The sequence below is a fragment of the Sulfurimonas sp. genome, assembly GCF_023229025.1.
In the GTDB taxonomy this organism is placed as follows: Bacteria; Campylobacterota; Campylobacteria; order Campylobacterales; family Sulfurimonadaceae; genus Sulfurimonas.
Genome location: NZ_JALOAA010000044.1, coordinates 1 through 14111, shown reverse-complemented (window position 1 = coordinate 14111; position 14111 = coordinate 1). Strand labels below are relative to the sequence as shown.

The window sequence follows — 14111 nt, the reverse complement described above, 5'->3', positions numbered from 1 at the left end:
ATGATTAGTTTTTCTCTGGTATCTTCGTAAACTTTAGCATCAAGCTCAATTGTGAGCTTATCTTGGGATATTTTATCTACAATAATTATGGGGCTTAGGTCATAAGCTGTATCTGTTAAAGTAGTCCTAAATTTAATCTCTTCATTAAATGTGGGTGGATTAAATATAAGCTCATTTATATTTTTATAGTTAAGACAAAGAGTAGAGTTAAAGAACTCTAAGGTTACAAACTTTATCTCTTCACGGTTAAAGTAAGCGATATCATTGTCAAAAAACTCTACTCTGCCCTGCGCTTTTTTTCTTGAGAGTGTAGAGTAAAATAGTGCATGGGCAGGGATGATTTCACTTTTGTTTGCAGTGACTTTAAAGTTGAACTGGCGGTAGTTTAAAAACTTCTCTCTTATAATTCTGTAGGCGATGTTTTTGTCTTCAAGCTCATTTCTGTATTTATACATCTTAAGCCTCTCTTCGATAGAGGAGGGCAGAGTCTGGTTTGAGATAGGGGAGAACATCTCATCCATGAGGCGATCTTGCTGCTCTCTTTGCATGGTGAGTCCATAGATGCAGCCGCAGTAGTCTTGGCGGTATAGCTGTTCCTCTTTTGTGACGCGGCTCTGCTCCTGTGTTCCGCCATCTGTTCTGTAGTCAAATGCTATAAACTCAACGCCATGTTTTTTGAAAAATTTATCACCGCTTAATTTTAGCTGTTCTTGTGATTTTAGTGGGCTAACAAGGAGTGTAGTGGTTATTTTCTTCTCGCCGAGAGAGAGTGCTTTTTTTGCACTTACTTCAAAACGTCTGTCAAAACAGACTTCGCATCTTTTGCCCTTCTCCGGTTCATTCTCTAAACCTCTAACTGCTTGGAGCCAAGCTTCAAAATCGTACTCTCCTTCAAGGAGCTCAATGCCTAGCTTTTTACATGAACGCTTTACATCAAGCAGACGAAGCTGATACTCGGAGTAGGGGTGAATATTTGGGTCGTAAAAGAAGCCGGTTAGCTTCTCCTGAGGGTAGTCACGCTGTAGTTTTTCTAGAAAAAAATGTGAATCAACACTACAGCAGATGTGAACTAGCATTTAATACTCAGAGAGATTTTTTTCATGAACGAGTTTCAAAAACCTCAATAGAGTTGATTGCGTCTTGCCCTTTAATTGAGTCAAGAACTTCAAAGCTATCGGCATCATCCTCTTCTATAACGCCAAATACCGTGTGTACACCGTCTAAGTGCGGAGTTGCTACAAATGTGATAAAGAATTGGCTTCCTCCGGTATTTGGTCCTGCATGAGCCATAGAGAGTGCGCCTCTTCTATGTTTTGTTGTGTTTGTATCTGTCTCACAAGGAATTGCCCAGTCAGGTCCGCCTGTTCCCGTTCCCTGCGGACATCCGCCTTGAGCCATAAATCCAGGTATAACGCGGTGGAAATTAAGGTCATTATAAAAACCCGACTCTGCTAAGTGTGCAAAGTTCGCAACCGTGTTAGGAGCCTCCTCGGGAAGCAGTTTTACCCAGATATCGCCTTTGCCTGTTGCTATTTTTGCCCATTGAAATTTATTTATCTCCTCGGCACTCAACTCGTATTTTCTTAGTTTTCTTCCAAACATGGATAACCTTTATGTAGATATTTTTTTGCAATTATAGTCTAAATATTTTAAACAGATACTTTTGTTGAAAAATAATAAGTGTATAATCATAATCATGAAAATAAAACCACTCTTTGACAATATCAGCATAAAACAGGCAGATATTTTTACTATAACTGTTGTTTTTTTACTAACAATGGTCTTTGTAGGACTCCTTGTAGAGGAGATGTATGAGGAGTATGAGAGCTCTTTGAAGCAGAGCGCTCAAATAGAGAGCTACGATATTAAAGATACAGAGCTACAGCAGAAAAATCAAAAAAAATTAAAAACGCTTCTTATAAGTACAGTTTTGGCAATAGTTACTCTCTCATTTATACTTTTTGCCATATTTTTAGGGATAAATAATCTCTTTAATAAATTTTTGCAAAAAGATACCGAGACCTTTTTGGACTTTTTTAAAAAAGCTGTTGATCGTGAAGAGATGATGGATGAGAAGAGTATATTTTTTAAAGATTTTAAAGAGATGGTCGGCTATGCAAATGAGATGGTCAGTAAAATCAATGAACAAAAGAGGAGCCTGAAGAGCCTTAATTTAGAGCTTGAAGAGAGAGTTAAAAGAAAAACAGCGGCACTTTTGCAGATAAATGAAAACCTCCAAAAGGAGAAAAACTTCTCTCAGGATTTATTAAAAGCGCAAAAAGAGTTTTTAAGATACACCGTACATGAGACAAATACTCCGCTTAGTGTTATATTAACTAGTATAGAGTTATACTTGAAGAGTCATCCAAAAGATAGGCAGCTCTCTAAAATAGAGGCTGCGGCAAAAAATATCTTTAGTATATATGACGATTTGAGCTATTTGGTTAAGAAAGATCATATAGAGTACAAAAAAAAGCCTATAAATCTAAATAATTTTTTAAACAGCAGAATAGATTTTTTTAGAGAAGTCGCCGAATTCTCGCTTGTAAAATTTGAGTACACTCCGCCACAAGAGGAGATGTATGTACATATCAATGAGACAAAACTCCAAAGAATCATAGATAACACCCTGACAAATGCAATAAAATATACACTCCCAAAAGAGAGTGCTTATGTTGAGCTGCTAAAAATGGGTGCATATGTTAAGTTTTCAGTAAGTAGCAAATCAAAAATCATACAAGATACCGATAAAGTTTTTGAAGCATATTATAGAGAAGAGAAGAGTAGAGACGGTTTTGGGCTTGGGCTTAGGCTTGTTAAGAGTATCTGTGATGAAGAGGGAGTTGAGGTGGGAGTTGTCTCAGAGGACTTAATGACAACATTTAATTATAAATTTAAATTGATGGGTAATTGATGAAGATACTGCTCCTAGAAGATGAGGTTATGTTAAATGAATCAATCTGTGAATATCTTGAGGCGGAGGGGCATCAGGTTGAGAGCTTTTTTGATGGGCTTAATGCGCTAGAGGCTATAAAAGAGAAGGCGTATGACCTTTTGATTTTAGATATTACCGTCCCAGGGCTTGACGGACTCTCCTTTTTAGAGAAGATTCACGTTATAAAGATACATGTGCCGGTAATTTATATTAGCGCTCTTGTAGATATTGAGGATATTTCACGTGCGTATGATTTGGGATGCAACGACTACTTGAAAAAACCGTTTCATTTAAAGGAGCTATCTCTTAGAGTAAGCAGAGTTAAGATTCTTGACACCACTCCAAGGGTGCACTTAAGACTCTCTAAAAACTACAGCTATGATCAAGAGCACTCCACGCTACTTTTCAATCAAGAGACTCATGTTCTTACAAAAAGACAATCTCAAATAATAGACCTCCTCTCAAGAAACAGAGGACGAGTCGTTGATTTTGAGCAGTTTCAAACCTATGTCTGGAGTGAGCAGATAGTTGATAACGCAACCATCCGCGCAGAGATAAACCGCCTTAAAAAAAATCTCAAGGAGGATTTTATAATCAACGTGCGCGGGATGGGGTATATGGTAGATAAACCTTAAACCCATACTTGATTTATATTGAATCTTCCTCTTTTGGTGTTGCTTCTTGAATTGTCTTATAAAAGTATGCAAGCCCTACAAGCATGATAGTTGTTCCTATTAATAGATAAAAAGCCGATGCCATGTTTGAGAGATCTTCAAGTGCAATTTTAAACACCACCATCAATGTCTCAATAGATAGCGCAATAATAATTGAGATTAAAAATCTTCCTAATACTTTATACTGCTTATCTTCGGACTTGTGGAAGGATTGGTACATAACCTCATACTCAAAAATCTGTTTTGCAAGATCGTAAATTGCAAGACCAAGAGTTATGGAGATTATTGATTTAAATATATCATGTAAAAAATCCGAATCTGCCAAAGAGGACATTAAAACGAAAAACACAAATACACCGTATCCTATAAGGGCAATGGCGACTAAGGCTAGAGCGGTAGAGCCGAAAAAATAGATAACTCGTTTAACCCTGTCATGAAAACCATTGTACTCTATAAGTCTGAGCTCTTCTAAGAGATTAACAAGATTAATATCAAAGATATAGTAAGTTGAATCTACAAAGTGAACAACAGAGATGCTCGCTTTTCCTGTTTTATAGTGAATGTATGGATTGGATATATATATTTTGTTCTCATCAAGATTAAGTTTTAAAAAGTAATGGCTCTTACTACTTCCAATCTGTTTAGAGTCTGACCCGTTTTTATACATTATGGGAGTTATCTGTTTATACTCAGAGTTTACACCATACATAAGCTGAATATATGTGTACTCTTTGAGTATTTTTGGCGCTTCGGTCATATAATCTTCGGGAAGGCTATCTATAAGCCTTTTTATAAAAGAGTCCACATTAACTTTCTGTTTTCTATAGATATTTATAACTTCTTTCATGTCACACCATCCTTTTTTTGTTCAAAAAATATTTAATATCGATATGCTAAAGCTACTATTATAGTGCAAACAGTTTAGATATTTTTTCTATAAAATTAAAAATCACTTTTTTTAAGTTTTGTTGAATATTTAAGTATAAGTTACTATTTTACTCACTTGTTAAAACTCCAAATCCAAATTTTAGTTTTTAGACTCAATGCTATGTTCATGCTATTTTCTTGTTTTAGGATTAGAGCGTTTAATAATAAGGGAGGAGTATGAAAAAGGAGTTAGCGCTTAGTGTTGTGGTACTGAGTTTCATTATAACAACTACTCTTAGTGCAGCAGAAGATTTAAATGCTATGTTTAGTGAGGGTAAGGTAAGCGGGCAGATAAGAGTGTTTTGGATAGACAGAGAGTATCAAGGGAGTGCCGGTAATCAGACACATAGAGGCTCAAGCGCTCTTGGCGGACATTTAAAGTATGAGAGTGCAGAGTTTAACGGTTTGAGTGTAGCAGCCGCATTTTACACTACAAATGAGCTTGACTCTCGTAGTACAAAGGATCGGACTCTCTTAGGGAGAGATAATGAAAACTACTCAATTTTAGGTGAAGCCTATCTTCACTATAGATACAAAAACACAACCTTCAAAGGTGGACGTCAAAAGCTCTCAACACCTATGCTAGGCGATGATGACGCCAGAATGATTCCAAACCTTTTTGAGGCCTATGTTCTCACAAACAGAGATATTGTAAACATGACATTGACATTAGGACATGTAACAAAGTTTGCTCAAGGGACATTTGGTAGAAGTTATAACGGCGGAATTTTATCCGCAACATCGGGTTACTCTTATGTTGATAGCCTAAATCATGTTGGAAGTTTTACAAATGTAGGCACGTATGCTTTTAATGAGTCAACGGATGGCATAACTATGGCATCTATCGACTACACAGGTATTGATAATCTAAAGCTTGAGCTATGGAACTACTACGCGCATGACATAATGAACATAACTTATGCAGAAGCAAACTACTCGCCAAAACTTCTCTTTAGTGAGACATTAAAGCCATATACAGGAGTGCAAATAATAAAAGAGGACTCGATAGGGGATGAGGTTGGCGGCAAGATAGATAGTATATTTACAGCTCTAAAAGTAGGGCTTAAGATAGAGAGGTTAGATATTTCGTTTGCATACTCAAAAACCGGTGAAAATAGTGCTTCAGAACTATTAAGCGGCGGAATTACAAGTGCAATTGTAACTCCATGGGGCGGTATGCCGGCTTATACGCAAGGCATGGTAACGCGGCATATGTTTTTAGCCGGAACTTCTGCTAGCAAAGTTGCGGCAAGTTACAACTTTAAAGAGATAGGCTTAAGTACAGCAGTATATTACGCCTTATTTGATATGGACGCAAACAGCGGATACGGCGTAGAGAGAAGAGCTAGCGAGGCTGGTTTTGATACAATTTTTAATCCAAAAGATATAAAAAATCTTCAACTTCGTCTTCGTGGAAACTTTCCAAGGGAATATGCCGAGACTACAGCCGGAAAAACAGGTTGGAATGAGTATAGATTTATAGTAAACTATAACTTTTAAGGAGAATAGAATGAATAAAGAGATGGTAGAAAAAATTAAGAACAATCCGGATTATCAAGAGTTGGTTTCAAAAAGAAGCTCATTTTCAATAAAACTTACTATTTTAATGTTAATAGTATATTTTGCATTTATTCTCACTATTGCATTTGATCCCTCTTTCTTAGGTACTCCTTTGTCAGGCGACTCGGTAACTACTGTCGGTATTCCTGTAGGAATTGCCATAATATTTTTTGCTTTTGTTTTAACGGGTATATATACAAAAAGAGCAAATAGTGAATTTGATGAGTTAAACAATAAAATTAAAGAAAGCGTAAGGGAGGAGATATAGATGATAAGCAGAATATTTTTACTATTGATTCTTGGAGCCGTATCTCTTTTAGCGGCAGCCGCTATTGAGGGTGAGGCTATGCAAAGAGAGCTTAATCTCTCTGCAATAGTAATGTTTGTGATTTTTGTCGGTGCAACTCTTGTTATAACATACTGGGCGGCAAAGCGCACAAAGAGTGCAAAAGATTTTTATACGGCAGGCGGCGGAATAACAGGTTTTCAAAACGGTATGGCAATAGCAGGCGATTATATGTCTGCAGCATCATTTCTTGGTATTTCAGGGCTTGTTTATCTTAATGGATATGATGGACTTATCTACTCAATAGGATTTTTAGTAGGCTGGCCCATAATATTATTTATGATTGCAGAACCTTTAAGAAATCTGGGAAAATATACATTTGCCGATGTTGCATCATATAGACTTAGACAGACCCCAATCCGTATCTTGGCGGCATCCGGTTCTATAGCAACAGTAGTTTTATATCTTATCGCACAGATGGTCGGTTCAGGTAAGCTGATTCAGCTTCTATTTGGTCTTGAGTATGAAGTGGCAGTAATTATCGTGGGTATATTGATGATGCTTTACGTTACTTTCGGCGGTATGCTTGCTACTACATGGGTTCAGATTATTAAAGCATTTTTACTACTCTCAGGTGCAACATTTATGGCAGTGGCTGTTATGGCGCACTACAGTTTTGATTTTGGTCAGTTGTTCGCACATGCAACGGAGCTAAAGGGAGTAGAGATTATGAGTCCCGGTGGTCTAATTAGCGACCCTGTTTCGGCGATTTCACTTGCGGTCGCACTTATTTTTGGTGTAGCCGGTCTTCCACATATTTTGATGAGATTTTTTACGGTAAGTGATGCAAAAGAGGCGCGAAAGTCGGTATTTTATGCAACCGGTTTTATCGGTTATTTTTATATACTGACTTTTATAATCGGCTTTGGCGCTATCGTTATGATTTTTAAAAATCCTGAGTATTTGGATGTTGCAAAACAGGCTATTGATGGTGGATACCCTATATTTGGCGGCAACAATATGGCAGCAATCCACTTAAGTCATGCAGTTGGCGGTGACTTTTTCTTAGGCTTTATCTCAGCGGTTGCATTTGCTACTATTTTAGCGGTTGTCTCCGGTCTAACCTTAGCGGGTGCTTCGGCAATATCTCATGACTTGTATGCTTCTGTGATTAAAAAAGGTAAAGTTGACTCCATAACGGAGATGAAAGTATCTAAAGCTGCTACCGTTGTTTTGGGAGTTGTGGCAATAATCATGGGAATATTGTTTGAGCAGCAAAATATCGCTTTTGTTGTAGGTCTTGCTTTTGCTATTGCGGCATCTGCAAACTTTCCGATTCTGTTTTTATCTATGTATTGGAGAGGATTGACAACTCGCGGTGCAGTTATAGGTGGAGGCTTAGGTTTAGCAACTGCTGTTATTCTTGTTATTCTTGGTCCAATTGTCTGGGTTGATATTTTAGAGAATGAGACAGCTATATTTCCATATAAGTATCCGGCTCTCTTCTCTATCATAGTAGCATTTATTGCAACTTATATTTTCTCGGTAACCGATAACTCTGAGGGTGCAAAAGATGAAGCAGAGGCTTTTGAAGCTCAATATATCAGAGCACAAACAGGTATCGGTGCAGAGGGTGCTACAGAGCACTAAAGCAGAGTAATAATGGAGCAGATATTGTGAGCATACTTGAGCAGAGAAAACTAATAGAATCTATTCACCCGTTTGAGTTGTTAAATCCAATAACTATGGATAATCTTATGAAGAAGATTGACATAGCGTATTACCCCAAAGAGACACTTTTAATCTCAAAAAATCTCCCTTCCGTAGCTTTTTATATAGTTATAAAAGGCTCGGTAAAAGAGATAATAGACGGGGAGATATATAACCTCTTTAGCCAAGGAGACAGTTTTGATGCCGATGCTCTTATATATGGGGAGTCAAACGGAGATTTTATTGTAGAAGAGGAGCTTATCTGCTATGAGATAAAAAAAGATGACTTTATGGAACTCATGCAAGAGAAGAGTGTTCAAGGATACTTCTTAAAAGATTTCATCACACGGCATCAGCACCTTAAAAACTACTCTACTCAGAGTGAACTCACACCGTTTTTAATCTCAAGGGTTTCAGATATTTTTTTACATAACGCATGTATAGTAGATGAAAAAGAGTCAATTCAAAATGCTCTAAAGAGACAAAAAGAGTCAAAGGCAAGTGTTATTATTGTTAAATCTGGCAGTAGATACGGGATTATAACAGATACAGACTTAAGAGAAAAAGTTCTTCTTGGTGGTGCTAATGTAGAGGATAACGTTCATAAAATAGCGAGTTATGATTTAATCACCATAGATAAAAATGATTTTTTATTTAATGCACTTTTACTTATGACACAAAAAGGGATAAAAAGAGTAGTCGTAAGAGATAAAGAGGAGATAGTCGGTGTTTTAGAGCAGCTTGACTTGCTGAGTTATTTTGCAAGTCACTCTCATCTAATAGCCGTGCAAATAGATAAAGCGCAAACATTTGAAGACCTAAAAGTGCTTGGAAGTGATTTTAAAAATCTTATAGTCTCACTTAAAACTAAAGGTGTTAAAGTAAGATATATAACAAAACTACTCTCATCACTAAATGACAAGATATATAAAAAACTCTTTGATATGTGTGTAAAACCGGAGCTTCAAAAAGATTGCGCTTTAATCGTTATGGGAAGCGAAGGTAGGCAAGAGCAGATTATAAAGAGCGATCAAGACAATGCACTAATTATCAGAGATGGCGTAGATACTCAGCTTTTTAAAGAGCCTATGATGAAGCTAAACGGCTACCTTCTTGAACTTGGATTTCCAAAATGTAGCGGAGATGTGATGGTAAGCAATGAGTATTGGCGAAGAAGTGTGGCTTCTTATAAAGCTCTTATAGATAGATGGGCTTACGACATGAGTGATGAGAGTGTTAAAAATATAAGTATATTTTTAGATGCAAAATATGTAGCGGGAGATGACTCTTTGCTTGAGGAGTTAAGAGATTATTTAAAGAATAATTTTCGCGCAAGAGATGATGTCTTGGCTCATATTGCAAAAGCGATACTCAATTTTGAAACACCACTCTCAATGTTTTTGGGATTTGTTATAGAAAAAGAGCATGACAATAGACTTGATTTGAAAAAAGGTGGCATTTTTGCCTTGGTTCATGGCGTAAGAACGCTTAGTCTTAAATATGGAATCAGTGCCACAAATACAATAGAGAGAATCAAAGAACTAAACAATATGGGTGTAATAGACAAAGTCTTTGCAACAGAGCTTATAGAGAGTTTTGACACACTTAGTTCTATCCGTCTAAAAGCTATGCTTGAGGCAAAAAATGTCAATGAGGGCAACTATATAAACCCAAATAAACTACAAAAGATTGAGAGAGATTTATTAAAAGATAGCTTTAAAGTTATAAATAAATTCAAAAAATTTATGAGTTTTCATTTTCATCTTGGTATGGTTTTGTAATGTTATTCTCTTTTTTTGCAAAGCTAAAAGCAGAGGCAAACCGCTCAAGATTAAAAGATAAAAATTTTGAGTTTTTGTTTGATAAAGATGATAGCGGTGAGTATGTAGTTTTTGACACGGAAACAACGGGATTAAATCCAAAAGAGGATGAGATACTCTCAATAGGGGCTGTGAAGATTAAGGATAATAAAATCCTCACCTCACAGACTTTTGAAGTTTTTTTAAAAAGCCCCAAAGAGATAAGTTCAAGAAGTATTAAAATTCACCATATTCGTCCTTTTGACTTAAAAGAGGCAAAAACAACAGAGGAGGGCATTGTAGAATTTTTAAATTTTGTGGGTTCAAGACCACTTATAGGGTATTACTTGGAGTTTGATGTAAGTATGATAAATAAGTACACAAAAAAGATGCTCGGCATTACTCTTCCAAACAGAATGATTGAGGTATCTGAAATATATTTTGATAAAACAATTTCGTTGATTCCTCAAGGAAATATTGATTTACGATTTGATACAATCTTAAAAAACTGCGGTATTCCAAATATGGGAGTACACAATGCCGTCAATGACGCAATAATGACGGCTATGATATATTTAAAATTAACACAAGGAAAAAATAGATGAAAAAAGAGATTTTTAAGCCAAACAGAGGTTTTGCAAAAGATGCACGTATAAAAAACATGTGTGAATATCAAGCATTACAAGATGCTGCTACTGAAGATTATGAAGGTTTTTGGGGCGGTTATGCTAAAGAGAAGATAGATTGGGTTACACCTTTTACAAATGTACTCGATGAGAGTAATTTCCCGTTTGTAAAGTGGTTTGAGGGCGGAAAATTAAACGTATCTACTCAGTGTATCGATAGACATTTAGATACACGTAAAAATAAAGCAGCAATTATTTTTGAAGGCGATAGAGGCGATAAACAAATCATAACTTATCTTGATCTCTACTATAATGTAAACAGATTTGCAAATTTACTAAAAAATGAGTTTGACGTAAAAAAAGGCGACAGAGTAGTAATCTATATGCCGATGATTCCAGAGGCTGCTTATGCAATGCTCGCATGTGCTAGAATCGGAGCGATTCACTCTATAGTATTTGGAGGATTCTCATCTGAAGCTCTAAAAGATAGAATCGAAGATGCAGAGGCTAAAGTTGTAATCACGGCTGATGGAGCTTATAGAAAAGATAAGCCTTACATGCTAAAGCCGGTCGTTGATGAGGCATTAAGCGGTAAAACGCCTGTTAAAAAGGTTTTAGTTGTTGAGAGAAACGGTGAAGATGTCACGTGGGTAGCAGGAAGAGACTACTCTTATAATGAGTTAATTAAACATCAGAGAGTCACATGTGAGCCAGAAGTTATGGATAGCGAAGATCCACTTTTCTTGCTTTATACATCCGGAAGTACAGGTCAACCAAAGGGTGTTCAACACAACTCTGCAGGCTATATTTTATGGGCTCAAATGACTATGGAGTGGGTATTTGACGTAAAAGAGAATGATACCTACTGGTGTACGGCTGATATAGGCTGGATTACAGGGCATACTTACATAGTTTACGGTCCACTTGCCATGGGTGCAACGACTGTAATGTTTGAGGGTGTTATCACTCATCCGGATGCCGGTCGCCCTTGGAGAATGGTAGAAGAGCATAGAATTAATCAGTTCTACACAGCTCCGACTGCTATTCGTGTGCTTCATAAGATGGGGGAGCATGAGCCTGCTAAATATGACCTCTCAAGCTTAAAAGTTTTAGGAACGGTCGGCGAGCCGATTGATCCTCCTGCATGGAAATGGTACTATGAAAAAGTAGGAGGCAGTAGATGTGCTATCGTCGATACTTACTGGCAGACTGAGACAGGAGGACACATAGTATCTCCGCTTCCAGGGGCTACGCCTATCAAACCAGGATGTGCAACATTTCCTCTTCCCGGGATTATAGCTGAAGTTTTAGATCCTCAGAGTGGCAAAAAGGTAGAAGTAGGCGAGAGTGGTTATTTGTGTATAACTCGTCCTTGGCCTTCAATGATTCGCGGAGTATGGGGAGATGAGAAGAGGTATAAAAAATCATACTTTGAAGATGTAAAAAAAGAGGGCAAACCGGTCTATTTTACCGGAGATGGTGCACATTATGATGAAGACGGCTATATAACAATTACCGGTCGTACAGATGATGTTATAAATGTTTCAGGTCATAGAATGGGCACGGCTGAGGTAGAAGCAGCTATCAAAAAACATTCAAATGTTGCAGAAGTTGCAGTTGTCGGCAAGCCACATGAGATAAAAGGTGAGGGCATTTTTGCATATATTGTTCTCAAATCAGACTGCGGTATAGCAGATGAGATTGAAGAGGTAAAAGCTATTAATAAGGTAATTCAAAGAGAGATAGGTAATATTGCTCTTTGCGATGATGTCGTCTTTGTATCAGGGTTGCCTAAAACTCGTTCAGGAAAAATTATGAGAAGAATTCTTCGCTCAATTGCAAAAGGTCAAGAGATTACTCAAGATATATCAACTCTTGAAGACCCATCCATTGTTGCTACAATAGTTACCGCTGTTAGGTCTTGTAAACTCTAAATATACATAAAAGCAGCACTGTTAAAGTGCTGCCTATATATAACTAAAAGAAGCATTATAGAAAATGATATAATTGCGTTATAAAATAATTATAAAGAGAAAGTATGAAACTTTGTGTAGCTCTGGATTTACCAACAAAAGAAGAAAATTTAGATTTAATACATAAGATAAAAAATTATAACATTTGGCTAAAGATTGGACTTCGCAGTTATATTCGCGACGGGGAAGAGTTTATAAAAGATATAAAAAAGATAAATCCTGATTTTAAAATATTTTTAGACCTAAAACTCTATGACATTCCAAATACAATGGCAGATGCCGCAGAGTCTATTATGGGACTCGGTGTTGACATGTTTAATGTTCATGCAAGCGCAGGAAGACGTGCAATGAGTGAGGTTATGGAGAGACTCTCCTCTTATGAAACCAGACCAATCGTCCTAGCCGTAACAGCACTTACCTCTTTTAGTGAAGATGAGTTTAGAGAAGTTTATGAAAGCTCTATTGCCGATAAAGCGGATAGCTTTGCAAAAGATGCCTATGAGTGCAAATTAGACGGAGTTGTATGTTCTGCTTATGAGAGTGAATCAATAAAAAATATTACAAATAAAAACTTTATGACTTTGACTCCAGGTATTCGCCCGTTTGGAGAAGATGCAGCAGATCAACAGAGGGTTGCAGATGTAGCTTTTGCAAAAAGAGCGAGCGTTGATTTTATAGTAGTTGGTCGTCCAATTTATAACTCTGAAGATCCGGCTTTGGTTATTCAAAAGATTTTAGAGAAAATTTAAGTATCGTTTTTTACCTTTTGCATTAGCTCTTTGAGCTTGGATTGGTAGATATTTTATATTAAGCTGAATATTATTTATATATGACTATAATTGCAACCTTCAAAGGATAGATGGGTGAGTTGGCTGAAACCACATCCCTGCTAAGGATGCGTACTGGTAACGGTACCGAGGGTTCGAATCCCTCTCTGTCCACCATAAAGCCCTATTTTTAGGACTTTGTATCCCCTTAAAAAAACAACTAAAATCCCTTACCTACCCCGAAACGTAAAATTATTGATAAATAGAGATACTTCTGTCAAAGTCATAAACTGTTTTTTATGCAGTACTGTACTCAGGTACAATATACTTCAATCCTAATTAATAGTATTATTAACTAAAATAAAATTATATTTTTAGGAGTCTGAGATGCCGTCAGTTATTGGAAAAATTATTAGTTTTGAAGGTGCATTTAGCATAAAAGGTCTTGATGGTTCTGTTCGTAAAGCTTTGCTTGGCGATAATATTTACGAGGGAGAGGTACTTATTGGCGATAAAAACAATACTCCTCTAAATAATATTGAAATCTCTATATCCGATGCTTCAACTATTGTCATAAGAGGGCAAGAGAAGCAACTTTTTGATGCCTCTCTTGCTACACGGGAGTTTACAAAAGAGGAAACGATTACGCAAAAAGACTCCATAGAGGCTATGCTTGAGGCGAGTGGAGATCTTGAGGAGATACAAGAGTTAGAAACTGCCGCTGGAGAGGAAGTAGTTACTGAATCTTCGGGGACAGCAGAAGCTGCTTTTGCAGAACTAAATAATGCTAGCGTTAATGTTAGTGCAGATCTTCGCCAAAGAGCATTTGACGCCAATGACGGTTTCAACAATTT

The 14111-nt window shown here is 36.9% G+C and carries 12 protein-coding genes, 1 tRNA gene and 1 pseudogene; 11 read left to right on the top strand and 3 right to left on the bottom strand.

Features of this window, described 5'->3' with window-relative positions; all coding sequences use genetic code 11:
• A partial coding sequence (locus M0Q20_RS09600; protein ID WP_295061181.1) for an epoxyqueuosine reductase QueH occupies window positions 1–1076 on the bottom strand: 1076 nt, incomplete at its 3' end.
• A gap of 22 nt (window positions 1077–1098) precedes the next feature.
• Window positions 1099–1602, bottom strand: a complete 504-nt coding sequence (locus M0Q20_RS09595; RefSeq protein ID WP_295061178.1) for a peptidylprolyl isomerase — start codon at window positions 1600–1602, stop codon at window positions 1099–1101.
• Between the two features lie 94 nt (window positions 1603–1696).
• Here M0Q20_RS09595 and M0Q20_RS09590 point away from each other — a divergent pair, with 94 nt between their 5' ends.
• Window positions 1697–2914, top strand: coding sequence for a HAMP domain-containing sensor histidine kinase (locus tag M0Q20_RS09590; protein WP_295061175.1), 1218 nt, complete (start codon window positions 1697–1699; stop codon window positions 2912–2914).
• The gene (locus M0Q20_RS09585; RefSeq protein WP_295061172.1) at window positions 2914–3570 is read left to right on the top strand and encodes a response regulator transcription factor; all 657 of its coding nucleotides are present in this window, start codon (window positions 2914–2916) and stop codon (window positions 3568–3570) included. The genes M0Q20_RS09590 and M0Q20_RS09585 overlap by 1 nt, the downstream gene beginning before the upstream one ends.
• Before the next feature lie 13 nt (window positions 3571–3583).
• Here the strand turns inward: M0Q20_RS09585 and M0Q20_RS09580 are convergent, their stop codons facing one another.
• The gene (locus M0Q20_RS09580; protein ID WP_295061169.1) at window positions 3584–4456 is read right to left on the bottom strand and encodes a hypothetical protein; all 873 of its coding nucleotides are present in this window, start codon (window positions 4454–4456) and stop codon (window positions 3584–3586) included.
• 257 nt (window positions 4457–4713) lie between these two features.
• Between M0Q20_RS09580 and M0Q20_RS09575 the strand changes: the two genes are divergently transcribed.
• The 9 genes and pseudogenes from M0Q20_RS09575 to M0Q20_RS09535 all read left to right on the top strand — a co-directional run.
• Complete coding sequence (locus tag M0Q20_RS09575) at window positions 4714–6036, top strand: OprD family outer membrane porin (RefSeq protein ID WP_295061166.1); 1323 nt, start codon at window positions 4714–4716, stop codon at window positions 6034–6036.
• 10 nt (window positions 6037–6046) lie between these two features.
• Window positions 6047–6364 carry a DUF485 domain-containing protein gene (locus M0Q20_RS09570; protein WP_295061163.1) on the top strand — a complete coding sequence of 106 codons (318 nt, stop codon included), beginning with the start codon at window positions 6047–6049 and terminating at the stop codon, window positions 6362–6364.
• On the top strand, window positions 6365–8032 hold the full coding sequence (locus M0Q20_RS09565) for a cation acetate symporter (protein ID WP_295061160.1): 1668 nt from the start codon (window positions 6365–6367) through the stop codon (window positions 8030–8032).
• A 26-nt stretch (window positions 8033–8058) separates the two neighbouring features.
• Window positions 8059–9873 carry a putative nucleotidyltransferase substrate binding domain-containing protein gene (locus M0Q20_RS09560; RefSeq protein WP_295061157.1) on the top strand — a complete coding sequence of 605 codons (1815 nt, stop codon included), beginning with the start codon at window positions 8059–8061 and terminating at the stop codon, window positions 9871–9873.
• Window positions 9873–10496 carry a 3'-5' exonuclease gene (locus M0Q20_RS09555; protein ID WP_295061154.1) on the top strand — a complete coding sequence of 208 codons (624 nt, stop codon included), beginning with the start codon at window positions 9873–9875 and terminating at the stop codon, window positions 10494–10496. Before M0Q20_RS09560 ends, M0Q20_RS09555 begins: the two co-directional genes overlap by 1 nt.
• On the top strand, window positions 10493–12451 hold the full coding sequence (gene acs, locus M0Q20_RS09550; protein ID WP_295061151.1) for an acetate--CoA ligase: 1959 nt from the start codon (window positions 10493–10495) through the stop codon (window positions 12449–12451). Before M0Q20_RS09555 ends, acs begins: the two co-directional genes overlap by 4 nt.
• A 104-nt stretch (window positions 12452–12555) precedes the next feature.
• The gene (gene pyrF, locus M0Q20_RS09545) at window positions 12556–13239 is read left to right on the top strand and encodes an orotidine-5'-phosphate decarboxylase (protein WP_295061149.1); all 684 of its coding nucleotides are present in this window, start codon (window positions 12556–12558) and stop codon (window positions 13237–13239) included.
• A 104-nt stretch (window positions 13240–13343) separates the two neighbouring features.
• Window positions 13344–13434: transfer RNA gene (locus M0Q20_RS09540), tRNA-Ser, on the top strand.
• 210 nt (window positions 13435–13644) lie between these two features.
• Window positions 13645–14111 (top strand): annotated as a pseudogene (locus M0Q20_RS09535) (cell shape-determining protein MreD); the annotation flags it as partial.

Bases quoted from the DNA above. Each gene is read 5' to 3' on its own strand.
- M0Q20_RS09595 (WP_295061178.1), bottom strand. From the start codon at position 1,602: ATGTTTGGAAGAAAACTAAGAAAATACGAGTTGAGTGCCGAGGAGATA.
- M0Q20_RS09590 (WP_295061175.1), top strand. From the start codon at position 1,697: ATGAAAATAAAACCACTCTTTGACAATATCAGCATAAAACAGGCAGAT.
- M0Q20_RS09585 (WP_295061172.1), top strand. From the start codon at position 2,914: ATGAAGATACTGCTCCTAGAAGATGAGGTTATGTTAAATGAATCAATC.
- M0Q20_RS09580 (WP_295061169.1), bottom strand. From the start codon at position 4,456: ATGAAAGAAGTTATAAATATCTATAGAAAACAGAAAGTTAATGTGGAC.
- M0Q20_RS09575 (WP_295061166.1), top strand. From the start codon at position 4,714: ATGAAAAAGGAGTTAGCGCTTAGTGTTGTGGTACTGAGTTTCATTATA.
- M0Q20_RS09570 (WP_295061163.1), top strand. From the start codon at position 6,047: ATGAATAAAGAGATGGTAGAAAAAATTAAGAACAATCCGGATTATCAA.
- M0Q20_RS09565 (WP_295061160.1), top strand. From the start codon at position 6,365: ATGATAAGCAGAATATTTTTACTATTGATTCTTGGAGCCGTATCTCTT.
- M0Q20_RS09555 (WP_295061154.1), top strand. From the start codon at position 9,873: ATGTTATTCTCTTTTTTTGCAAAGCTAAAAGCAGAGGCAAACCGCTCA.
- acs (WP_295061151.1), top strand. From the start codon at position 10,493: ATGAAAAAAGAGATTTTTAAGCCAAACAGAGGTTTTGCAAAAGATGCA.
- pyrF (WP_295061149.1), top strand. From the start codon at position 12,556: ATGAAACTTTGTGTAGCTCTGGATTTACCAACAAAAGAAGAAAATTTA.